Below are 23,112 nucleotides of genomic sequence, written 5' to 3'. Positions count from 1 at the left end.
TCCCCGTGATAGAGCGATTGGGCTGAACTATTTTTTGAAATGCAGAGCTGCGTTCATTTTGGGTCATAATAAACGCATCCGTATGTAAGTGTGCCCGAGAGGCGGAGATGGCCTTCAAAATGGATGGTACGTAAAGCGTGTGAATCGATTATGGGCCAAACGAAAAGTGAATAATTGGCTATACCGCGTTTAACCGCGGTATAGCCTTTTTTGCGCATTCGGTAATGAAATGGGGTGACTTCCTTCGTTAGCAGTGACGAGATGAAGCAAAAGTAGTCAAACAAATTTCATGATGGTGGTTAGTCTGAAGGGTCTACCCTATTCCTGTATAGGCGACCAAAGTGCAGTTACATTAGAAGGCTCCCAGCCGTCCAAGGAAGTATGCGGTTGCATACATGCATAGATTACACCGCTATATGAGACAAGATCGCCTACCTTGTATGGTTTGCCTATCTGCCATGGCTCTGTATTCCCCTCCGGTTTTGGAAGTTTAGCTGTTACCGATTGACTGTCGGGGGAGACATTGCCTTGTCCGTCGATGATCCTGACTGTAAAGGTATACGTATTGCCGGGACTAAGATCTTTTACCGTGTAATTGGTTTGACTGCTGGTTCCGATTTTTTGCTGCTGTTGATAGATTTCGTATGTAAGGCCTTGAATTCCTGTGTTCGGATCGCTCCAGCTCAGGTTCACCGAATTATACGTGACTGCCGTTACAGCCAACTGCTCAGGCGCCTTCAGTACAATCGGTTCTGGGTTTTCAGGGGCTTGACCAAGAATAGAGGAACGATTGCCTGATACAACTAATGCAAATGACTGTGGGCCTTGCGGAACATTGTGTCCTTTGATGGTTACGGTATATTCACCCGTAGTTGGAGTTGAAAGATATACATTTTCCACGTTGTTGATATCATCGTTGTTGGTACAACTTGTGCTAGCCGTATTTTGTACGAAGCAGTTGCCTTTGTAGAGTTCGCCAGTCGGTGCTTTTACTTCAAGATCGAGATCATTAACTAATTGCTTGCCAGCTTGAACGGCACCTTGGTAATCGCTCCAGACAAGAGATATCTTGAGAGGCTTGTCAGCTTCAGCCTTGACACGGTAGGAGATAGAATCGTTTGTTTTTAAACCTGTAGTATTGTCGATGAAGTCATTGGTTCTTCCCTCAGTGGGGGTAAGTGAGTTCACGAGGTTAACCTGTCCCCATCCTGTCTCTCTGCTCATCCATCCATATCCTACATCTTCAGCTCCATTAATGAGCGTAGCCTTGATAAGCGCGGAGGAAGGGGTTATGTGTTTGTTTTCTGTATAGAACTCGCGAACGATGGCTGCCGATCCCGCGACTGCCGGAGTTGCCATAGAGGTGCCTGACATGGTGGTGTAATATTGATTCGGGTTAGCAGGAGTGGATGAAGCCGATGAACGAACGGATATAATGTTGGAGCCTGTGACGACAACATCAGGCTTGACCCGCCCGTCCAAGGTGTAGCCTTTACTTGAGCCCACCGCAATTTGATTCGGATTTGACTTTTGAAGATTGCCGACAGTGATGGTATTCTTGGCGTTACCGGGTGCATTGACGGTTTTGTAGCCGCCCCGGCCGTCGTTGCCGGCGGCGAATAATACAGTGAAGTTCTTGTCATTGAACGTAAATTCGTCAACGCGTGAAGAATTGGCGCTATAGGTGTAGTTGAAGCGGGAACCCCAGGAGTTGGTGTGGATGGCTGAACCCTGCTGCTTTGCGGCGCTGAACAGATTGCGTACATCGCCTGTGCAAATGGAGTCGCCGCCGCAGCCGAGCGCTTGGAAGAATAGCTTGGCGCCATAGGCAACGCCTTTATATTTCCCATTGGACATTGCTCCTGTACCGAGCACGGTGCCCGCTACATGCGTGCCATGTCCGTTCGTATCTGCCCATGTTCCGCTTGCGATAGGAACCGGCGCTGTGTGAAGCTGACCTTCGAAATCCTTATGGAGTGTGCTTAGATTACCGGAATCCAAGCCGCTGTCGGCCACGGTAACCACTTGACCTTTTCCGGTCAATCCATTGCTCCATACGCCATTCGACGTGGCGGCCCCAACTTGATTAGTAACGAAGTCGTTGAAGATCTCATCGGCAGGCTTAGATTCGACGAAGGTGACATCGGGTTGATGAAGAACAAGCGGGAGTGATTCATTGCTTACTACAGCTTCAATATAGCCTTCTTGTACATCGGTAACGGGGATGGCTTGCTGCTGAAGTGAGCGGGCAACTTCTGCCTCACTGCCCCTGAATACCGAGATGACATAGTTGCTTGTTGGAATGTCTTCTGATGTGGAGAGATTGCCGTTCTTCCACTCTGGCTGAAAGAGGGTAATTCTGTAAATCTGATCGTTTGTGGCGAGGATGGCGGCTTGTTGCGAGTTCATGCGTACGAGATAAGCATAGTCAGGGAGATAATCTCCGAGTTCCGCTCCTGCCTGTTGCAAGAGCTGTTTGGAGGAATCTGTGATGACGTCGTTGAATTGAACAACGTACAATTGGCGTTGCGTGCTTTCTTCATCAAATTGCAGTCCGTATTGTTCATTTTCATTTTGGAGATTGATGGTACCCGATCGCAAGTGGAGCAGCTTCTCGGTTGAGTTGTTTGCGGATCCTTCATAGGCGGACACCGCTGGTGACATCAGGCTGATTGCCATTGCAATCGACATGATCAGAGAAAGCACTTTTTTGTTGTTTTTGTTCGCCAAATATTATTCCCCCTAGGTATAAAAAGTATAGTCTAGTCTGACAATGCTAGCATTTTTAACGAATAAGCTCACCTCCAAAATGATAGATTTACATGTTTCCCCCAATTTGTAAAATCAATCATAATAACTGGGCAAAAATGTAATGAACCCATTTTATAATAGTTTTACTGTGATTACCAGATAATATTTTTTGTGATTATGGCGTGTTGGATTAACAATTACGAGTTATGAGTAATCGTTATAGCGGAGATAGATTTGGTTGCTAACTGATATATTTTTTGTGAATTTTTGATATATTATAGGGCCAGTAGAAGCAAAATTTCTTGTTTCTACTGTTTTTTCATTATATTATATAGGTAAAAAATACCACCAAGTTGTTGCTTGAATATTCAGACAGTGATTGTGAAATTTAGGTCTTTCTTTCATTTTTTTTGATTGATTAATCAATCGGATTGAATCAGAAGGAAGGTGTACACCAAGGGATTGACTCATTCTCTTCAGTGCGAAACCGGTTTCGAAAATCGAAGGAGGCACATACGATGCAATTGTTACCCCGTGAGATCGATAAACTTCTCATCGTTGTTGCGGCGGATCTCGCCAAGCGCAGACGGGAAAGGGGGCTTAAATTAAACCATCCTGAATCTGTTGCGCTGATTACTTATGAAGTTATTGAAGGGGCACGGGACGGGAAAACAGTTGCGGAGCTTATGGAATATGGGGCCGCGATTTTGTCCCGCGACGATGTGATGGACGGGATTCCCGAAATGATCGACGATATCCAGGTTGAAGCCACCTTTCCAGACGGCACGAAATTGGTAACTGTACACCATCCGATACGATAAATGAACTGCGACGGGAGAGAGTCTAATGATACCTGGACAAATCTTTTTGCAGAAGGAAGAAATTATATGCAACGCCGGCAAAACCGTCTTGAGATGTACTGTTAAAAATACCGGCGACCGTCCTGTACAGGTCGGGTCGCATTTTCATTTCTATGAAGTTAATGAAGCTCTCATTTTTGATCGTAATAGTGGGTTTGGGAAGCGTCTGAATATTCCTGCAGGCGCCGCGGTACGTTTTGAGCCCGGGGATGAAAAAGAAGTAGAACTGATTGATTACTCAGGGGAGCGCCGCGTGTATGGATTTAATAACAAGACGGATGGATCTGTGGGAGGCGGAAGCCAATCATGAGTTTTATAATGTCCAGAAATCAATATTCACAAATGTACGGACCGACAACGGGAGACTCGATTCGCTTGGCGGACACGGATATCTTTATCCAGATTGAAAAGGACTTTGCCTCCTATGGCGATGAGGTTGTTTTTGGCGGAGGAAAAGTAATCCGTGACGGTATGGGTCAGCATCCGCTTGCGACTCGCGGCGACGATATTCCGGATGTCGTGATTACGAATGCAATCATTTTGGATTATACCGGCATATATAAGGCGGATATTGGAATCCGTGACGGCAGGATAGCTGGGATCGGCAAAGCGGGCAACCCTTTGATCATGGATCATGTGGATATCGTCATTGGCGCGGCGACGGAAATTATTGCAGGGGAGGGCAGGATCGTCACCGCCGGCGGCATTGATACGCATGTGCATTTTATTAATCCAGGCCAGGTCGAGACGGCGCTATCTTCAGGTCTGACCACATTAATTGGCGGCGGAACAGGTCCGGCTGCGGGCTCTAAGGCAACCACAGTAACTCCTGGGGAATGGAATATACACCGCATGTTGCAGGCGGCGGAGGGGCTGCCGATTAACGTCGGGTTTACTGGGAAAGGACAAGCTGCGGCAGAAGAACCGCTTGCCGAGCAGGTACGGGCCGGAGCGATTGGGCTGAAGGTGCATGAGGACTGGGGAGCGACCGCCTCGGCGCTGGATCATGCGTTACGCGTAGCCGACAAGTTCGACGTGCAGGTTGCGGTTCATGCCGACACTTTGAATGAAGGCGGCTTCATGGAGAATACCATGGCGGCGATCAAAGGCAGGGTGATCCATATGTATCATACGGAAGGGGCAGGAGGAGGACATGCTCCTGACCTGATTAAGTCCGCCAGTTATATGAATGTGCTGCCTTCGTCCACGAATCCGACGCTGCCGTATACCATTAATACGATCGACGAGCATTTGGATATGTTGATGGTGTGCCACCACCTGAATCCGTCGATACCAGAGGATCTTGCTTTTGCGGATTCTCGCATCCGACGCGAAACGATTGCTGCCGAAGACATTCTCCAGGATATGGGCGTTTTTAGTATGATCAGTTCAGACGCGCAGGCGATGGGCCGCATCGGTGAAGTTATTTTACGAACATGGCAGACTGCCGACAAAATGAAAAAACAGCGGGGCTCGCTTCCGGGTGACCGTGAGCTTTCAGATAATAACCGCGCTAAACGATATGTAGCTAAATATACGATCAACCCGGCCATTACGCACGGGATTTCTGAGTATGTCGGGTCGGTTGAAGTTGGGAAAGTCGCCGACCTTGTCATTTGGTCTCCAGCATTTTTCGGTGTGAAGCCTGAAATGATCATCAAAAACGGGATGGTAGCCCATAGCTTGATGGGGGATGCGAACGCATCCATTCCAACGCCGCAGCCGGTCATTTACCGTCCAATGTACGGGCAATACGGAAAAGCGCGTTCCCAAAGCTCCATCACTTTCATTTCGCAGTCCGCTTTTGACAACAAAGTCCACGAACAGTTAGGGCTCGAAAAAATCGTTTTGCCTGTGCATGGTATCCGGACATTAACGAAAAAAGATATGAAGTTGAATTTTGAAACACCTGAGATCACGGTTGATCCGCAAACGTATGAGGTTCGGGTCAATGGAGAACTCATGACCTGCGAACCGGTAGATAAAGTGCCGATGGGACAGCGTTATTTCTTATTTTGAGGTGAAGCCGATGATTATCGAAAAGGTAATTGCAAATATCGAACAAATGGACAAGGAAGAAATCGGGAACCGACATATTGAGAAAGTATATTTGGAAAGCAGCGATCTCGTCAAACGGATTCAGCGCGCAACAACCGACCATGGGAATGAAATCGGGATTCGTCTTTCAGAGCAGCGCGATTTGGTGGCCGGCGACGTGTTATACATGGACGACAAGAACATGATTATTGTGGATGTCCACTCCGATGATTTACTTGCAATTCGTCCGCGCAGCCTGCAAGAAATGGGCTATATCGCGCATCAATTAGGCAACCGGCATTTGCCTGCTCAATTCGAAGGAGACGAAATGCTTGTTCAATACGACTATCTTGTAGAAGAATTACTGGTACAGTTGCATATTCCCTATGTAAGGGAAAACCGGAAAGTGAAGCAGGCGTTTCGTCATATTGGCCACAGTCATGGATAAGCAAGCTCTGGCTCTATTTCAGCTTTGCGATTCCAACTTTCCTACCGGAGCTTTCAGCCATTCTTACGGACTAGAAACGTATATTCAGGAAGATCGGGTTAGGGATCAGGACACATTTGCCGAATGGCTCGATACCTATATTCATGAACAGCTTGTTTACTCGGACGGGCTTGCGTCCCGCCTTGTCTTTAACGCGCTGCAGTCTGGGGATATGGACACCATATGGAAACTGGATCGGATGCTGTTTGTGCAAAATCTGCCCCGCGAGACAAGGGAAGGTACGCAAAAGATGGGAGACCGGATGTTAAACCTCGTGCAATCTTTGTATGAGTCGTCTGTCTTCTCCATCTATAGGGAGCGCATCCGTGTTAAGCTGAGTTTGGACATCCGGCCATCGTGTTTACGATGGTCGGGCACCATCTCGGCGTTTCCGGAACGGCCACCCTTTTATATTATCTATATTCAGTCGTCGCCAGCTTGGTCCAAAACGCGGTGCGCGCAATTCCGTTAGGTCAAACGGCAGGACAGAAGGTACTGCAGCAATGTCAGGATGGATTGATTCAAGCGGTAGAACAAATCGTCCGATTGGATGAGGAGGATTTTGGCGTCGTATCACCCGGTCTGGAATTATCGCAAATGAAACATGAGCGCGTCAATATTCGGATTTTCATGTCTTAGTGAAAATTTCATAACAGAAGGAAGCGTGTGAATTATGGGGCCTATTAAAATCGGAATCGGTGGGCCGGTCGGAGCAGGCAAAACACTGCTCGTTGAAAAATTAACCCGTCATCTCGAAGGGGAAATCAGCATGGCTGTCATTACAAATGATATTTATACAAAAGAAGACGCCAAATTTTTAATGGAAAACGGCGTTCTGCCCGCGGATCGGATTATCGGCGTCGAAACCGGGGGATGCCCGCACACAGCCATCCGCGAAGACGCTTCGATGAATTTTGCGGCCATCGACGAGCTGATTGGGCGCCATCCGGATGTCGAGCTTATTTTTGTGGAAAGCGGCGGAGATAATCTCGCGGCCACTTTCAGTCCTGAACTGGTTGACTTTTCGATTTATATCATCGACGTAGCGCAAGGGGAGAAAATTCCGCGCAAGGGCGGACAAGGCATGATTAAATCGGATCTGTTCATTATCAACAAAACCGATCTGGCGCCTTATGTCGGGGCAAGCCTGGAAGTGATGGAATCGGATACGAAGGTTTTCCGTGGGAATAAACCGTTTGTGTTCACCAATTTGAAGGATAACAAAGGATTGGATCAAGTCATCCACTGGATCAAAAGAAATGTGTTCTTGAAGGATCTAGAATAAATGGAGGAGTGGACGGGGGTTCTTCGGCTAAATGCTGAGGAGAGAAACGGTAAAACCGTCGCCAGAGACGTGTATTTCCACGGCGCGTTTAAAGTGATGCGGCCAATTTATCACGATGATTCGGGGCAGGCGTGTTACTATATATTGAATCCGGGCGGAGGTTATCTGGACGGGGATCGTTATCTGATGCAGGTTTCATTGGAGGAAGGTGCCCGGCTCACTTTGACGACGCAAGCGGCGACCAAAATCTATAAAACGCCGAAGAAACCCGCCTATCAAGAAGTTGAAATCAGGTTGAAGAAGGGCAGCTATCTCGAATATATTACCGATCCGATCATCGGGTATGAACATGCGCGGTATAAGCAAAAAACGGTCATTTGGATGGAAAAGGGAGCTAATCTGCTATATTCCGAAATCGTCACCTCCGGATGGTCCCCCGATGGGCGGCAATTCAGTTATGACCTGCTGCAATTCATGAACGAAATTTATTTGGATGGCGTATTAGCGATTCATGACCATATCAAATTGGATCCTGCGGCGCATCGTATGACTTCCCTTGGATTTATGGAAGGGTATTCGCATCTCGGGTCGATGATGATGATCTCGGAACAGGTTGATCAGGATTTCTTGGATCGGCTTTATCTTGAGATCGATGGGAAATATGAGGATTGCCGAATCGGCTTATCCTTGCTTCCGGTGTCCGGGCTGATGGCGCGTGTACTAGCAAACTCGACTCAAACGATAGAGGCAATTTTTGCGTGTTGCCACCGGTTTATAAATCAGTCAATTTTCAATACGACCCCAAGCTTCCTCAGAAAATACTAAATTAAATCCCCATTTTAAGATGGCATATATATGAGACAATCAATTACCTGATAAGCCAAGAACCTTGGTTTATCAGGTTTTTTTCTACAAAAAACAACTGACTCTATCAGATAGTGCGTTGATTGTATAGATATCTTAAAGGATAGGCCGTAAGAAATCTGTTCTTTTTCTATATGTCATTGTAAATAAATGAAGCAATCTTCATGGGGCAATCTCCTTCCCATCCAAAATTAACCTGTTTAATTCTAGAAAATTAAGTGTATAATTTCATTTGCTATAAAAAATTGTAAATAGAAAAGTGGGTTTGCTTAAAAAGAAAGGAAGTTAACATTTCTAGTTAACTAGATGAATACGGGCAGTTCCTTTTTCTGTGGAGGATACATGAAAATCTTAAAAAAACTCCTGTTCACAGCTTCTCTGATTTTAAACGTAGTTTTAGGTGGACTCTATTTTCAGAATATAAAAATAGACAGGGAAGTAACCCTAGCATATGAAAGAGCTCGGGATGGTATTCAAGTTATATATGAGAATAACGTAGATAAGGTAGCAAATTGGAATGAACATGAGAGAACAGAATGGAAGGATCCCAATCTTAAGTATATTCTGAATCGATTATATGATACGCAAATTCAATTATCATTAATTAAGCGTGATTTAGAGAAGCGTGATATTAATATAGAGCCAGTACTTAACTCGAATGCGGATATAATATTGGAGTTTAATAAAATGCACGGTTCTAATACAGTTGATAAGAATATGATTAATATCATTAAAAAGAAACTTCAAAATATATTAGATCATTTGCCTAAACAATTTAGTCTATCTGAGTTAAAGGTAGGATTAGAAGGGCTGTCAAGCTATTAGGCTGTATTACTTATGCAGCTTGAAAATATCCGTGCCATAAAGGAAACGTGATATCTGAGATAGATTTGGCTTATTGCAAAGACGCTGCACGGGCAGTGTCTTTTTGTTGGTTTAGCGGTACCTGTGCGGAGGTGGCGTCCTTCTTTTCAACTGCTGCGGCAATCGTGATATGATATAGGCAAGCAATGGAGGATAGGCACGGAAGCATTATTGGGGGTTAGCTATTAATTATGAACACAAGTAAGCTGTACATGACCATTTATGAAGATATTAAGGGCAAGATTGCTTCGGGTGAATATGCATCGGGGACAAAGCTTCCTTCGGAGCATGAATTTTGCGTCATCTATGACACGAGCCGGGGAACAATTCGTAATGCGCTCGATCTGCTTGTCGAGGAAGGGCTTGTCAATCGCCAGCCTGGCAAGGGCGTATATGTGCTTGACAATAATGCCATCACGTTCTCGTTCGGCGGTTTGGTCAGCTTCAAGGAAGCAAGCGAAAGCAGCGGGCAGAAATTCTTGACGACCGTACCTTATTTTGAGGAAATAACGATTACGAACAAGCTGCATGAGCGGACTAAGCTGCCATTGGGCGAAACGGCATATTGTCTGCATCGGGTGCGCGAGCTCGGCGGAGAGCGCATTATTTTGGATATCAATTATTTTTTGAAGGAAAAGGTGGAGGGCCTTACGAAGGAAATCGCCGAGCGCTCCATATACGACTATATCGAGCAGCAATTAGGGCACAAAATAGGATTTGCCCAGCGCGTGATTCAGGTGGAGCCTGCAACGGCAAAGGATCGGGAACACTTGATTATGAAATCATATGGCTTCGTCGTCGTGGTAAAAAACTATGTTTATATGCACGACGGTTCGTTGTTTGAGTATACCGAATCACGTCATCATCCTGAACGATTCGTATTTACTGACTTTGCGCGGAGACGCTAACAAGGTTCTAAGCGAGATCGAACTCCGATACAAATGATAAAACGGATAGATTTTAAGAATTTTAAATTAGACGTAACCTAACTATAAGAAACAGCGGCAGTCTTGGATGAGAAAAAGAAGTCCTAGATCGACCGCTGTTTTTTACCACTAATTACAAGCCAACTTGTCTATACAAGTGTTTACAAACCTGTCTATACAAGTTATAATGGTCTCAACAAACAACATGGAAGCGATTCCATTAGGGAGGTACATCGATATGGCAGTTGATCAACGTTCGGTTGAGCAGATTTTAGAGGCCATTGGTGGGAAAGATAATACGCATTGCGTAACGCGACTCCGCTTTGCATTGAACGACGAGAGTATTGTTGATCAGCAAGCATTGGAGAAGAATGAGCTTGTCAAAGGATCATTTGCGACGAACGGGCAGTTCCAAGTCATTATCGGCCCAGGACTCGTACAGAAGGTATACGAGAAGTTGCTTCAAATTAGCGGCGGGGAACGGGCTTCCACACAGGACATTAAAAATGTGGCCGCTAAAAAACTAAATCCACTGCAGCGTGCTGTGAAGGCGCTTGCAGATATCTTCATTCCGATTTTGCCGGCCATTATTACAGCAGGTCTATTGATGGGGATCAACAATATATTGACCGGCAAGGGCATTTTCTTCGCGGATCAAGCCTTCATTGACGTATATGCCCAGTGGAAGGGCTTCGCGGAGATGATCAACCTGATCGCCAATACCGCCTTCGTCTTCCTGCCGGGGCTGATCGGCTGGTCGGCTGTTAAGAAGTTCGGCGGCAGTGAGCTGCTTGGGATTGTGCTTGGCTTGATGCTTATTCACCCAGATTTGCTGAATGCTTGGGCATATGGAGATGCAATCGCGAAGGGTACGGTTCCGCACTGGAACTTGTTCGGTTTTGAATTCGAAAAAATTGGTTATCAAGGGCAAGTGCTTCCAGTACTTGTATCCGCTTTCTGCTTGGCAAAGATCGAGGGCTTTCTAAACAAGCGCGTTCCGGATGGCTTCAAGCTGTTGTTGGTCGCTCCGACTACGCTGCTTCTTACAGGGTTTTTGTCCTTCATCGTGATCGGGCCGTTGACCTTCACAATCGGCAATGCCATCACATCGGCCTTCGTTGGAATTTTTGAGCACGCGGCTGTGTTGGGTGGACTTATTTACGGCGGCTTGTATGCGCTGCTTGTCGTAACGGGTATGCATCATACATTTCTGGCTGTCGACCTGCAGCTCATTGCAAGCACGGGCAGCACGTTCCTGTGGCCGATTCTCGCCTTGTCCAACATTGCGCAGGGCTCGGCGGCGCTTGCGATGGTGTTCGTCTCCAAGGATGAGAAGCTAAAAGGAATGTCCGTGACCTCAGCAATATCTGCTTACTTAGGCATTACCGAGCCGGCGATGTTCGGGGTGAATCTGCGGCTGCGGTATCCATTCATTTCAGCGATGATCGGTTCCGCTTTGGGAGCAGTCGTCATCACAGCATTTAAGGTAAAGGCAGTGTCCATCGGCGTCGGTGGATTGCCGGGCTTCCTGTCGATCTTCCCACAGCAGTGGGTTCCATTCTTCCTCGGCATGGCAGTGGCGTTAATTGTGCCGTTCGTCATTACGCTTATTATCGGGAAGACGAAGCGTCAGGCATAATTGGGGCATTAATAACAATACACAGAGCGATTCTATATCGTACAAAAAATAAGAATTACATGGTGGTGCAAGACAATGATACAACAATTGGAGCAGGAGTGGTGGAAAAAATCCGTCATCTATCAGATTTATCCGAAGAGCTTCAACGACACGAATGGTGACGGAATCGGGGATTTGCAGGGCATTATCGACAAGCTGGACTACTTGAAGGAGCTCGGAATTGATGTCATTTGGTTAACGCCGATTTACGAGTCTCCTCAGAAGGACAATGGGTATGATATTAGCGATTACTATAGCATCCAGCCGGAATATGGCACGATGGATACGTTCGAGAAACTGCTGCACGAAGCGCACAATAAAGATATCCGCATCATTATGGACATCGTCGTTAACCACACCTCGACGGAGCATGCCTGGTTCAAGGAGGCTGCAAGCAGCACGGACAGTCCGATCCGCAACTACTATATTTGGAAGGACGGCGTGAACGGGGGGAACCGAACAACTGGCAATCCAAATTTGGCGGCAGCGCCTGGGCGTATGACGAGACAACGGAGCAGTATTATTTGCACTTATATGACGTTTCCCAGGCTGATTTGAATTGGGAGAATCCGGAGCTGCGGGATAAAGTGTACGACATGATGCACTATTGGCTGAACAAGGGCGTCGACGGATTCCGATTGGACGTCATTAATGTGATATCCAAGGATCAGGGCTTTCCGAATGATACGCTGGCAACAGCAACGGCCGATGGACGTAAATATTACACTGACGGTCCGCGCATTCATGAGTTCCTGAAGGAAATAAATGCTCGCGTTTTCTCGCAATATCCGCATATGCTGACGGTTGGCGAAATGTCGTCGACGACGATGGATAACTGCATTAAGTATACGCGCCCAGATGAGCATGAGCTGAGTATGGTGTTCAATTTCCACCATCTGAAGGTCGATTATCCGAATGGGGAGAAATGGGTCAAGGCTGAATTCGACTTCCTTCAGCTTAAGCGGATCATGAGCGAATGGCAGGTCGGCATGAATAAAGGCGGCGGCTGGAACGCCTTGTTCTGGTGCAACCACGATCAGCCGCGGGTAGTATCTCGCTTCGGTGATGATGGCGCCTATCGCGTACAATCGGCAAAAATGCTCGCCACGACGCTGCACTTGATGCAGGGCACACCGTACGTGTACCAAGGGGAAGAGTTGGGCATGACGAATCCTCATTTTTCACGTATTAGCGAGTATCGGGACATCGAATCAATCAATGCACATTGCCTGCTACAGAAGCAGGGCGTTCCTGAAGCGGACATAATGGCCGCACTGCAACAGAAGTCGCGCGACAATTCGCGCACGCCAATGCAGTGGGATGCTTCGGAGCATGGGGGCTTCACGACGGGCATCCCTTGGATCGGCTCGGCTCCGAATTATCGAGACATTAATGCCGAAGCAGCGCTGTGCGATTCGGATTCCGTCTTCCATCATTATCGCGAATTGATTGCACTGCGCAAGCAGCACGACATTATTGTACATGGCGACTACCGCCTGCTGCTGGAGGACGATCCGCGCATATTTGCTTACATGCGCACATACAGATCAGAGCGATTGCTCGTTATCAGCAACTTCTACAGCGAAGAGGCGGAGTTTGCGCTTCCAAGAGAAGCGACTACAAGCGGCGAAGCACACATCCTTATCAGCAATTATAAAGATACACCGAGCATGTTCCAACAGCTTACGCTCCGCCCTTATGAATCTGTAGCCTTTCTTATCGAAACCCATAACTAGATAAAATAACTGCAATGCTTGGCGTATATTTCTGCCGAGCATTGTTTTTTTGGAGTTCGAAAGTAGAAAAAAGAAGACAGCTTCATCTGACGTCTTCTAGTTAAGACATAATCTTGTCAGTCGGCTGTCTACTTTCCTGGTTAAATTAAGTTGTTAACGTCTAGTTAATTAATAGCCTCTATATCCCGATTGAGGAGTAGTATTTACATTGGAGACGGACTGTTGCATAGCGCCTACCTGTGGATACGTATGAGTCACATACCCTGTTGCATAACTGGTTGGTGCCGTATGTGTCTGATGAGCAAGGTTGATAATTTGCTGCAATTGTTGTACAGCTGTTTGATGGCCTTGAAGCGCAGTTTGAATCACATGAGCCGCATGCTGTTCAATTTTAGAAAGCTCCTGTAAGCGCGCAGCGTTTTGTTGCTCTTGTTGCAGTAGCTGTTGGTATTTTTGCGTTGCCGCATTTGTTTGCTGAATCAATTGTTGCGCAAGCTGTTCGATTTGCATCGTCGTATTTGTATTTGTCATGGGGACTTGCTCCTTTTCATCCATAGTTTAGAATGTTCCATCCTCCTTATGTTGTCTAGCCTTTATGTTATTTATGCGCAATGAATTAAAATGCGGGGATATCTCTAAGTTATTAATTTTAAGCCTCCTTCATAAACCTTTGTAAGAACGACAAAGGAGGTCATACCGTTGAATCAATCAGCGCTGTTTGAGCATCGTTTCTGGCTGCAAATTTTAGGCGATCATGCGAGATTCATCTTCAATGCGCTTTCACCGAAAGAAACGTCAGATATACAGACTGCACAACAATTTATTCAAGCATTCGATCAGCTTCTTCAACAAGCTCGAGGACTGCAATCGGATACAGAGATCGGAACACTGAATCAACAAGCCTACACGCTAACAATCAACCTGCGGCAATTTAAGCTGAGCATACTTGAACGCCTAATCCTTGGTCGGGTTACAATTGCGTTCACTCCAACCTTCATCAATCACATGGTGAATGAACTTGAGGAATACTTGCGTATTTTAACCAACTTATTGGAAGGGAAGCCGGTTCCCCAATTTGATGCACTGCACCACGATTTCCTGTGGCTGCCTGACGCAGCGGGTCATGCTGCATCCATTTCCAGTGATTTGGATTTTGTAGAAAAGCGGTTGATTCAGAAAAGTAAAGATTTTGAGGATCATTTTCAACAGTTTTATTTGAAGAGCATCGAAATGGCGGGATACATGCGGACACAACTTCGGGATTTCCCCGCCTTTCGCAGATTTCACACTGACATTGATATGGAGATGAATTTGTTTAGGGCTTTCTTGAAGGAACTGGAGGATTTAGAACTGTCGGCCGAGGTGCTTGATCGCATTTCCCCGCTCATACCAGATCATATGATGAGGGAAGAGTGTTATTATTTAATGAAGCTAGCTCAAATAGGCTTAGTACCCGATCCGGAATGCAATCCAGATCATCCGCGAATAGAAGAGAAGGTTTAATATGCCGCTGCAAAGCGGCTTTTACTTATTGGTGCCAAGTTTCAAATTTCATTAAGGTTAACGCAGTGATGACTTTCTTCAATTATCTTTGAGAGCGTCGTAAAAAAGACTCTCAATTACGAAACCATTTAGATTATCGACACGTCTAACTAAGAGACAAGACAATGAGGAGATGATTATATGAAAAAATGCATAGCCTTACTGATGGCTGTTACGTTAGCTTTTGGTGTTGGATCGAATGTATTAGCCAAGGAGTCTGCTCCTCCAGCCGACACAGAACAAGGAACTCTGGATGCGGCCAAGATGTATCGTGTTTCCCATGAGCTTATTGTTGATTTGAATAACGGACAGGCCGTACTTGACGGGAAGTCCTTGTCTCTTGATAAGCCGATCATGAAAAACGGGCGTGTCTTTGTACCTCTTCGCACATTGCGTGCGACAGAAGCCGTTAAAGTATTGAAGTTCGACGCGTCTTCACAGCAAGTCCAGGTCGTCATGAATAGTGAGCTTAAGCCACCATTTGAGCAGCTATTCTTTCGGATAGGCTCTGATAAGGTTTATATGGAGAATGGCTCTGCGCTGCCGGACGTAACCATTGCACAGCCATTCGTTGCCAAGGGTGTCACGTACATACCGATTCAAGCTTTGACCTACCTGGGCATTACCCCGGCTACAGCGAACCAGAAGGTATCGCTGAAGTGGAGCAATAAAATCATCGAACTTCTAAAGCCGAAGTGGGAAACAGATAAGGACAGCACAACCTTTACGATGCTTTATCAAAAGGATATGAACACGCCATCGATCGCGACCGCCTTGAGTGGAGGAGGCTGGTTAGGGGGCAATGATCATGCTAAGGTCTTGAAAAAAGACATTTTGCTTGATGGTCAAAAGTATAACCGAATCGAGTTTACCCTACCTCTTCGTCCCGGACCAAATGCGCTGAAAATTACAGCCGTTTCGGGTGGAGAACAGCTTATTTCGGTAATGCGGAAAGTTTCGAAGGAAGGCGCCACCCCTGTCCGTCTGTCTGATGAGGGGAAAAAATACATCGCGTTCGATCAGTCTGCGTCCGGTTATCTCCGTATCCCGCAAGGAGGCTCAATCGATATTGCCGGTCGGGTTCTTGCTGGAAATGAGAAGCTTGGAGCGCTTAATTTTACCGTGCAGCAATATGATGACAAGCAAGCTATAAAATCTGATCCTTATAAGGATATCAAGGAAGGAAAAATGCCTATCCAAGAACAAGCCTTTAAAGGATCGGTGAAGCTTCAAAATAAAGGATACTATTTGATTACACTCTATAGCGCCGACAATGTTCCGGCATTTGATCGTGGTGCTTGGGCGGAAATCGTTGTTGAAGTGTATAAATGACAATAGAAAAACCCCTTGAATCCGTTTATAAAACCGATTCAAGGGGTTTCTGCTTATTATGCTTTTTCTTTTACGCCGATCCATATTTCACTGTACACCCGCTCGGGGTCGGACAAATTCCCACTAAAACAAATTTCGGGAACCTCGATCAATTCATAGGAGGATGAAGGCAGCCATTCGGAAGCGATTCTTGCCCATGTTTCTTGCAATGTATGGGGGTAGGGGCCTACCGAGTTAAAAATCACCCATGTACAGGCAGGCACCTCCACAACCTCAAAGCCTTCAAAATCAGCATCAAGCGTCGTAATCGATCCGATGAGATGATCCAGCTCCCCCTTTTCCTCATATCGATCCTCGCTAAAATGATAAGAAGCATTGACCACAGTGGTGACATCGGTATTTCGATAGCTTTGCAGTCTTCTTCGCTGCTCCTCGGTTATCGATTGCGCCAGTTCCACAATTGCAGAATTTTCGCCCTCGAATACGATGGCCACACGACGCTTAATACCGACAAGCTTGAAGGCGTCTTTCTGTTCGATCCGGTAATTCATGTCGATTCCTCCTCGAATGGTGAGTTGGAAAGTCATGCGCGGGAATACTTTCAGATCTTGAACGCTTTTTACTTCCGAAGGAGCGATCCCAAGCCAATCTTTGAACGCTCTCGTGAATCCGTCTACTGAATGGTAACCGTACTTGATTGCGATATCTATCACTTTCATGTTATTTATGTGCAATTCCTGACAAGCTTGGGACAGTCTTCGGTTGCGGACATACGTGTTCAAAGAAATACCGGCTAGGTAGGAAAAGAGTCTTCGGAAGTGATACTCCGAGGTTCCTGCAAGCTGAGCCACCTTGGCGTAATCGATGTCCTGATCCAAATGCTCTTCAATATAGGCCAAAGCTTGATTCATATCCTTCAGCATATCCATGTCATGACCTCCTTTCCCTTTCATTGTATCGAGGTTGAATGATTGACATCCGACATTTCGCGTATGGAAACGGTCGGAATGGTAGTGAAGCAATTACATCTTCTACACTGACTGACGCAGATGTCTTGCTGCGAATGTTCATTGAAGATGGCTTGCTCCATAGCAGCAAGTACAGGCCGAATACAACCCTTGAATGCCGAATTTTATTATATAAATATTTAATTCTAAAATATAGCTGTCTACTTTAAATTAGACTTCCTTAACATTTGATGCTGCAAACAACATGGTTTGCGCTTCTTTACGTTAATAGGTTTAATAAAGCCGCAAAAGGTCGAAATATCTGCTTTGCCCCAATCGTCATCATCGTCTTCCATGAAATGCATAGTCAAAAATGGGCGGGGCATATTACGGATAGGTGATGAAAAATGTGGCAGGCGATTACGCCTTATATACCAAGTTGGCAAGCGTTCGCACAAGCGGCGATTGCAGGCATTGTGCCGTATATATTATCGAAGATTATGTCCGTCACGATGAAGGCGGAATCCGATCAGAGTCAACAGAAGCCTGAATCGGCTTATGAAGGCTTCATCGGCAATTTTGATGAGGATCTTGATATGCTCAAGGCAGATCTCGGACAGCTGGAAGATCTCAATGTACGTATGTTCCAGCTTGGCTATACAACGCAACGTGCTGCGCTTGTGTTCGTAGGAGGCATAAGCGACCGAGACTTCATTGATACCCATTTGCTGGAATCCTTAATGGGGAAATTACAGCCTCCTTCTCAAGGAGGAGCGGTTGCATCCCCGGATTATAAGTATACGAAGGAGTACTTGGTTGAGCATACTCTCCCTGTAGGCTCGATGAAGGAAAATCGTATTGTGAATGATTGCACGTACGACATATTAAAAGGGGATACAGCTCTGTTCATTGAAGGGCATCTCGGCGCAATCATGTTCAATACGCGGAAAGTGAAAGTTCGCGGCGTGGATGAGCCGCCATCCGAGGTACTCGTAAGGGGGCCAAGGCTAGGATTTAATGAATGTCTCGTTGACAATATGACGCTGCTTAGGCAGCAGGGTGGAAATAAAAAATTGACTTTCATTCATCGCCGAGTAGGGAAAAGGGTACAGCGAGAGATGGTTCTTGCTTACATCGAGGATATAGCGGAAAAGCAGCTTGTGACCGAGGTTTTGGATCGCATTAGCAAAATCGATATTGATGATCTACCTGATTCCAGCTATATTGAACAGCTTATTGAAGACAATTATTTGTCTCCCTTTCCGCAACTGCAAAGTACGGAACGGCTGTATCGCCCTGTGTGCCTTGTTAGAGGGCAGGGTTGCGATATTTCTTGAAGGCAGCCCCTTTGCATCTATTGCCCCTGCGACGTTCACGATGCTGCTCCAATCGCCAGAGGACTATTATGAGCGCTGGATTGCAGGGACACTAGTTCGCTGTCTACGGTATTTTGCTGCTTTTGTATCGACTTTCGGCCCCTCCTTGTATATTTCCTTAATCTCGTTTCATCAAGGGCTGATTCCTACGAAGCTGGCATTGTCAATTGCGGGTACCCGAGTAGGTGTTCCGTTCCCCTCGATTATTGAGGTGCTCATTATGGAAGTGTCTCTAGAGATTTTGCGTGAAGCGGGGCTGCGCCTGCCGAAGCCGATTGGCCAAACGGTCGGTATTGTGGGCGGTCTTGTCATCGGGGATGCGGCAGTCAGGGCGGGCATTGTCAGCCCATTCATGGTCATCGTAGTTGCTGTAACCGCGATATCCTCTTTTGCCATTCCCCAATACAGTGCAGGCATTTCCTTGCGTATTTTGCGTTTTTTAGCGATATTTGCCGCATCCATACTCGGCTTGTATGGTGTCGTGTTGTTTTTCTTATTACTATGCAGTCACCTAGTTAAATTGAAGAGCTTCGGTGTACCATATATGAGTCCTGCTGTACCTTATCGGTTGTCAGATTGGAAGGATTTCATTTTGCGCGCACCGCTAAGGTTGATGAAGAAGCGTCCTAAGATGCTGGGGACACGTAATCCAACCCGGGAAGATTAAGCTGATAGAAGGAGCTGTGGAGTATCTTGAGTCAAATTGGGTCGAATGAGAAAATAACGACACAGCAGGCGGCTGTATTTGTGGCTAATTATATTTTAGGAGTTGGCATTTTAACGCTTCCCCGGGCAGCGGCGGAGAAGGTTAAAACGCCCGATATCTGGTTGACCGTCATTCTCGGCGGTCTTATAGCTATGGTGGCCGGCATTATTGTAGCGAAGCTTAGCCAGCAATACCCAGGCAAAACTTTTTATGAATACAGTCAGCTTATTGTTGGAAAATGGCTAGGGATCGTGCTGAATGCGTCGATTATTATCTATTTCATAGCTACATCTGGCAATATGGTGCGGGCTATGTCGGAAGTGATGAACCTGTACTTGCTTGAAGGAACCCCGCGCTGGGTTGTGATCATGTCTTTTCTGTGGGTGGGGATGTACATCATAGTCGGTGGGGTTTCCGCGATTGCCCGCTTTTTCGAAATTGTGTTTCCGCTGACGATATTGACCATTCTGTTCTTGGCGCTATTGAGCTTTAAAATATTTGATGTTAACAATTTAAGGCCAGTACTTGGACAAGGGATTGGCCCTGTATTGAACGGGGTAAAGACAACTGGGCTTTCCTTCTCCGGCTTTGAAATACTGCTTGTTCTGCAGGCGTACATGTCTACACCGAAAAAGGCTGTCCGTGCGGTTGTAATCGGGATACTCATTCCGATGCTCTTCTACGTTGTGACAGTAGTAATGGTAGTTGGAGCCTTATCGATTAGCGGTGTAGTCAGCCAAACCTGGCCGACGATAACATTGTTCCGCAGCTTCGAATACCCAGGGATTCTATTTGAACGCTATGAATCCTTGCTGCTGGTTATTTGGGTAATTCAAATCTTTACAACGTATGCGATCACCCATTATGCGGCTGCACTTGGCATTGCGCGAATGGTGAACAAGGATATTCGTCCGATGCTGTACGCGCTTATTCCGGTCATCTATCTTGCCTCAATGTCGCCAAGAAATATTAATGATCTGTTCTCTATGGGAGATCGGATTAGTGATGTCGCCATGATCATGTTTGGGATTTTGCCAGCTATTTTACTCATCATTGTGAAGTGGAGAAGGAGAATTGGCGCGCAATGAGCAGGAACAATGGAAATAAGGCACAAGCGAATTGCCAGTGCATTGCTGTTCCGGCTGTGAATGGTGCAGATAAACGACTAACCGATCAAATCCACCAGAATGGAAGTTGGCTGCGCACAGCAAGGAGAATTATGGCTATCTCCTGCAGTCTTCTGCTTCTGAGCGGCTGTTGGAGCAGACGGGAAATTGAGGACTTGAACTTCACAGTAGCAGCGGCGATTGATCTCGGTCATGCCGTGAAGCAGGAACAGGAATTTGAAAAAAAAGATGCGGATTACCCTCGTGAACGAAGACTTGTGTTAACTTATCAAATGGCGAAGCCGGAGCAGTCATCAGGTCAAGAAGCGTCAGGAAACAAGAAAAAGTATCGAAATGTTTCGTTGTCAGGAGACTCGATCTATCAGATATCAAGAGAAATATCGCTCAAGGAATCGAAGCCGATTTTCGGGCAGCATTATAAAGCATTGGTGATTGGCTCTGAGTTGGCGAAACAAATGAATTTTCGCGAAGTGCTGGACTTTTTCATGCGGGAACAAGAGTTTCGCCCAAGCTGCTTAGTGTATGTCAGTAAAGGAACGGGACAAGAAATATTGGACACCAACACCTCTGGGGAGATTCCTGCACTCCGTTTGTTAGGAATATCAGATAATCACTATCGGACTAACCGTTTGCTGAAGCCGATGTCCCTCACCAATTTGCAAGATAAGCTGAATTCGATGACCAGCTTTCTGTTGCAAAATGTAGTCACGGCTAATGAAGAGCTGAAATTGTCGGGAGCTTCCGTCATATCTGGCAAAACAGGCAAGCAGTTAGGTTACCTTAATGAGGAGGATATGGAGGCTGTGAACTGGGTGCTGGGCGGTGCCAAGGGGGGGATAGTGAAAAGCAAGGATAACGCCACAGGCCAAATATCTGCATACGAAATCACAAACGTGAAGAGCCATATTACTCCTCATGTCGAAAATGGACGAATATCATACGATGTGCGGGTGGAGTCGGATGGCCGTCTTGGGGAACAAATGAGTGGAGGAAATGACTTTGATAACAAGTTCTTAAAGCGTTTGGAAGCAGATACGGAGAAACGAATTAAAGAACTCGTAACGAAGCTGCTTAATAAGCTGCAAAAGGAGTATCGTGCCGATGTATTAAGATTCGGAGATAAGCTGCGCATCGCCTATCCTCGACTGTGGGAGCAAGAAAAGGAAAATTGGGATGAAACTTTCAGTACAGCAGTGATCCGATATGATGTCAAAGTGACGATTCGAGAGTACGGCACATCCAATATGCGGGAACGACAATCGGAGGCACAAAGTTAAGTATATAATGTAATCATAGTCTGGGATGGGTATTATATACAGTGCAACCTTACTCTTCAATTGCTACAATGAGTGCACATATAGTCTTACGGATTTCGAAACCTACATGATTTGCTTGCAGTACATGCATTGGGGGAGAGAAGATGCAAATCATTCAAGGAATAGCATTGCTGCTGCTTGTACTATCTTTATTTAGTTTATTTAGCTTCAAGGCGCCTAACGGGATGAAGGCGATGGGAGCCTTGGCGAATGCTGCCGTGGCCAGCTTTTTGGTTGAAGCGTTCCACCGTTATGTCGGGGGAGACATGCTGAAGCTGGATTTCTTAGGGGAAGTAGGAATAACGGCAGGGGGGCTCGGCGGTGTTGCCGCAGCATCGCTCGTATCCCTGGCTATGGGAGTATCGCCAGTGTATGCGCTAATGCTCGGTGTCGCTTGCGGGGGGCAAGGGCTTCTGCCGGGCTTTATAGCTGGCTACATCGTCTCGTTTCTCGTAAAGATGTTCGAGAAAAAGGTGCCGGCAGGACTTGATCTAATCGCATGTATTGTAGTAGCTGCGCCCTTGGTACGCTGCTTGGCCAAGCTTATAAGCCCAGTTGTTGACGCAACATTGCTCAACATTGGCAGCATCATCTCGGCTACGGCTACCAATAATCCGATTATTATGGGCATTATATTGGGCGGCGTGATCACTGTAGTGGCGACAGCACCGCTCAGTTCGATGGCGCTAACGGCCATGCTCGGCTTAACCGGTTTGCCTATGGCGATTGGAGCCTTGTCAGTTATGGGCTCTTCATTCATGAACTTCGTCTTTTTCCATCGTATGAAGTTTGGTGACCGCAGAACAACGCTTGCGGTCGCCATAGAGCCGCTGACCCAGGCGGATCTAATATCGGCCAATCCGATTCCGGTCTATGTGACGAATTTTATCGGAGGGGCGGCTGCAGGCGTGATTGTGGCACTCTTTGGTCTCATCAACAATGCGACAGGTACGGCAACGCCGATAGCAGGTCTTATGGTGATGTACGGCTTCAATGATCCTGTAATCGTTACGATTGCAGCTGTGCTATGTGCATTAGCAGGCGCTGGTGCGGGGCTTCTCGGCTCGATTGTATTCCGCCGCTATCCGATTCGAACGGTAGCGGAGGTTCGCGGATCGAACAGCCAAGAACCCGAAGGGACGTTGGAGTCTACTGTATGAGCAGGAAGGAGCATTCTTCATAACTTTGAGGGTTCCTTTCTACAAGACGTTTTAATGAACTGAATTAGGCGAGGAATGAACCCGCACAAGAGGATGTAAAGAGTGTTTCCATATTGGA

At 46.4% G+C, this 23,112-nt stretch carries 17 protein-coding genes and 3 pseudogenes; 17 read left to right on the top strand and 3 right to left on the bottom strand.

The window, feature by feature from the left end; genetic code table 11:
* Positions 1-318 precede the first annotated feature (318 nt).
* Positions 319-2,730, bottom strand: coding sequence for a S8 family serine peptidase (locus PAV_RS03065; protein ID WP_005543440.1), 2,412 nt, complete (start codon positions 2,728-2,730; stop codon positions 319-321).
* A 539-nt stretch (positions 2,731-3,269) separates the two neighbouring features.
* Here PAV_RS03065 and PAV_RS03060 point away from each other — a divergent pair.
* The 11 genes and pseudogenes from PAV_RS03060 to treC all read left to right on the top strand — a co-directional run bounded on the left by PAV_RS03060 (position 3,270) and on the right by treC (position 13,488).
* Entirely contained in the window at positions 3,270-3,572 is a 303-nt protein-coding gene (locus PAV_RS03060) for an urease subunit gamma (protein WP_005543438.1), read from the top strand.
* Positions 3,573-3,597: 25 nt separating this feature from the next.
* Positions 3,598-3,921 (top strand): urease subunit beta, encoded by a 324-nt coding sequence (locus PAV_RS03055; RefSeq protein WP_005543436.1) that lies wholly within the window; start codon positions 3,598-3,600, stop codon positions 3,919-3,921.
* Entirely contained in the window at positions 3,918-5,630 is a 1,713-nt protein-coding gene (gene ureC / locus PAV_RS03050; protein WP_005543434.1) for an urease subunit alpha, read from the top strand. Before PAV_RS03055 ends, ureC begins: the two co-directional genes overlap by 4 nt.
* A 10-nt stretch (positions 5,631-5,640) precedes the next feature.
* Positions 5,641-6,096 (top strand): urease accessory protein UreE, encoded by a 456-nt coding sequence (gene ureE / locus PAV_RS03045; protein ID WP_005543433.1) that lies wholly within the window; start codon positions 5,641-5,643, stop codon positions 6,094-6,096.
* Positions 6,089-6,774, top strand: a pseudogene (locus PAV_RS03040) (urease accessory protein UreF). Before ureE ends, PAV_RS03040 begins: the two are co-directional and overlap by 8 nt.
* A 34-nt stretch (positions 6,775-6,808) precedes the next feature.
* Positions 6,809-7,420, top strand: a complete 612-nt coding sequence (gene ureG, locus PAV_RS03035; RefSeq protein ID WP_005543429.1) for an urease accessory protein UreG — start codon at positions 6,809-6,811, stop codon at positions 7,418-7,420.
* Positions 7,421-8,245, top strand: a complete 825-nt coding sequence (locus PAV_RS03030) for an urease accessory protein UreD (RefSeq protein WP_005543426.1) — start codon at positions 7,421-7,423, stop codon at positions 8,243-8,245.
* Between the two features lie 381 nt (positions 8,246-8,626).
* Positions 8,627-9,109 (top strand): hypothetical protein, encoded by a 483-nt coding sequence (locus tag PAV_RS03025; protein WP_005543425.1) that lies wholly within the window; start codon positions 8,627-8,629, stop codon positions 9,107-9,109.
* A gap of 230 nt (positions 9,110-9,339) precedes the next feature.
* Positions 9,340-10,056, top strand: coding sequence for a trehalose operon repressor (gene treR / locus PAV_RS03020; protein WP_005543424.1), 717 nt, complete (start codon positions 9,340-9,342; stop codon positions 10,054-10,056).
* Between the two features lie 256 nt (positions 10,057-10,312).
* Positions 10,313-11,713 carry a PTS system trehalose-specific EIIBC component gene (gene treP / locus PAV_RS03015; RefSeq protein WP_005543423.1) on the top strand — a complete coding sequence of 467 codons (1,401 nt, stop codon included), beginning with the start codon at positions 10,313-10,315 and terminating at the stop codon, positions 11,711-11,713.
* Between the two features lie 75 nt (positions 11,714-11,788).
* Positions 11,789-13,488: pseudogene (gene treC / locus PAV_RS03010) on the top strand (alpha,alpha-phosphotrehalase).
* 168 nt (positions 13,489-13,656) lie between these two features.
* Here the strand turns inward: treC and PAV_RS03005 are convergent.
* Positions 13,657-14,019: a hypothetical protein gene (locus PAV_RS03005; RefSeq protein WP_005543422.1), complete on the bottom strand. Its 363-nt coding sequence runs from the start codon at positions 14,017-14,019 to the stop codon at positions 13,657-13,659.
* 168 nt (positions 14,020-14,187) lie between these two features.
* On the opposite strand from PAV_RS03005, the gene PAV_RS03000 reads away from it, so the two are divergent.
* Both PAV_RS03000 and PAV_RS02995 read left to right on the top strand, forming a co-directional pair.
* Positions 14,188-14,991 (top strand): DUF2935 domain-containing protein, encoded by an 804-nt coding sequence (locus tag PAV_RS03000; protein WP_005543421.1) that lies wholly within the window; start codon positions 14,188-14,190, stop codon positions 14,989-14,991.
* A 180-nt stretch (positions 14,992-15,171) separates the two neighbouring features.
* Positions 15,172-16,362, top strand: a complete 1,191-nt coding sequence (locus tag PAV_RS02995) for a stalk domain-containing protein (RefSeq protein ID WP_005543420.1) — start codon at positions 15,172-15,174, stop codon at positions 16,360-16,362.
* Between the two features lie 56 nt (positions 16,363-16,418).
* Here PAV_RS02995 and PAV_RS02990 read toward each other — a convergent pair whose 3' ends face one another.
* Complete coding sequence (locus PAV_RS02990; protein ID WP_005543418.1) at positions 16,419-17,291, bottom strand: AraC family transcriptional regulator; 873 nt, start codon at positions 17,289-17,291, stop codon at positions 16,419-16,421.
* 530 nt (positions 17,292-17,821) lie between these two features.
* Between PAV_RS02990 and PAV_RS02985 the strand changes: the two are divergent.
* The 4 genes and pseudogenes from PAV_RS02985 to PAV_RS02970 all read left to right on the top strand — a co-directional run bounded on the left by PAV_RS02985 (position 17,822) and on the right by PAV_RS02970 (position 22,994).
* Positions 17,822-19,352 (top strand): annotated as a pseudogene (locus tag PAV_RS02985) (spore germination protein).
* 26 nt (positions 19,353-19,378) lie between these two features.
* Positions 19,379-20,479, top strand: coding sequence for a GerAB/ArcD/ProY family transporter (locus PAV_RS02980; protein WP_005543417.1), 1,101 nt, complete (start codon positions 19,379-19,381; stop codon positions 20,477-20,479).
* Positions 20,476-21,795 carry a Ger(x)C family spore germination protein gene (locus tag PAV_RS02975; RefSeq protein ID WP_005543415.1) on the top strand — a complete coding sequence of 440 codons (1,320 nt, stop codon included), beginning with the start codon at positions 20,476-20,478 and terminating at the stop codon, positions 21,793-21,795. Before PAV_RS02980 ends, PAV_RS02975 begins: the two co-directional genes overlap by 4 nt.
* 143 nt (positions 21,796-21,938) lie before the next feature.
* Positions 21,939-22,994, top strand: a complete 1,056-nt coding sequence (locus PAV_RS02970) for a PTS sugar transporter subunit IIC (RefSeq protein ID WP_005543413.1) — start codon at positions 21,939-21,941, stop codon at positions 22,992-22,994.
* The last annotated feature ends 118 nt before the right edge of the window (positions 22,995-23,112 follow it).

Source organism: Paenibacillus alvei DSM 29 (genome assembly GCF_000293805.1).
Classification (GTDB): Bacteria; Bacillota; Bacilli; order Paenibacillales; family Paenibacillaceae; genus Paenibacillus_B; species Paenibacillus_B alvei.
Note: the sequence above shows the minus strand (reverse complement) of the source record. Positions and strands in the feature narration are given on the sequence as shown.

Coding starts and splice junctions, on each gene's coding strand:
- PAV_RS03025 (WP_005543425.1), top strand. CDS start 8,627: ATGAAAATCTTAAAAAAACTCCTGTTCACAGCTTCTCTGATTTTAAAC.
- ureG (WP_005543429.1), top strand. CDS start 6,809: ATGGGGCCTATTAAAATCGGAATCGGTGGGCCGGTCGGAGCAGGCAAA.
- PAV_RS03060 (WP_005543438.1), top strand. CDS start 3,270: ATGCAATTGTTACCCCGTGAGATCGATAAACTTCTCATCGTTGTTGCG.
- ureE (WP_005543433.1), top strand. CDS start 5,641: ATGATTATCGAAAAGGTAATTGCAAATATCGAACAAATGGACAAGGAA.
- ureC (WP_005543434.1), top strand. CDS start 3,918: ATGAGTTTTATAATGTCCAGAAATCAATATTCACAAATGTACGGACCG.
- PAV_RS02975 (WP_005543415.1), top strand. CDS start 20,476: ATGAGCAGGAACAATGGAAATAAGGCACAAGCGAATTGCCAGTGCATT.
- PAV_RS02990 (WP_005543418.1), bottom strand. CDS start 17,291: ATGGATATGCTGAAGGATATGAATCAAGCTTTGGCCTATATTGAAGAG.
- PAV_RS03055 (WP_005543436.1), top strand. CDS start 3,598: ATGATACCTGGACAAATCTTTTTGCAGAAGGAAGAAATTATATGCAAC.
- PAV_RS02995 (WP_005543420.1), top strand. CDS start 15,172: ATGAAAAAATGCATAGCCTTACTGATGGCTGTTACGTTAGCTTTTGGT.
- treP (WP_005543423.1), top strand. CDS start 10,313: ATGGCAGTTGATCAACGTTCGGTTGAGCAGATTTTAGAGGCCATTGGT.
- treR (WP_005543424.1), top strand. CDS start 9,340: ATGAACACAAGTAAGCTGTACATGACCATTTATGAAGATATTAAGGGC.
- PAV_RS03005 (WP_005543422.1), bottom strand. CDS start 14,019: ATGACAAATACAAATACGACGATGCAAATCGAACAGCTTGCGCAACAA.
- PAV_RS03030 (WP_005543426.1), top strand. CDS start 7,421: ATGGAGGAGTGGACGGGGGTTCTTCGGCTAAATGCTGAGGAGAGAAAC.
- PAV_RS02970 (WP_005543413.1), top strand. CDS start 21,939: ATGCAAATCATTCAAGGAATAGCATTGCTGCTGCTTGTACTATCTTTA.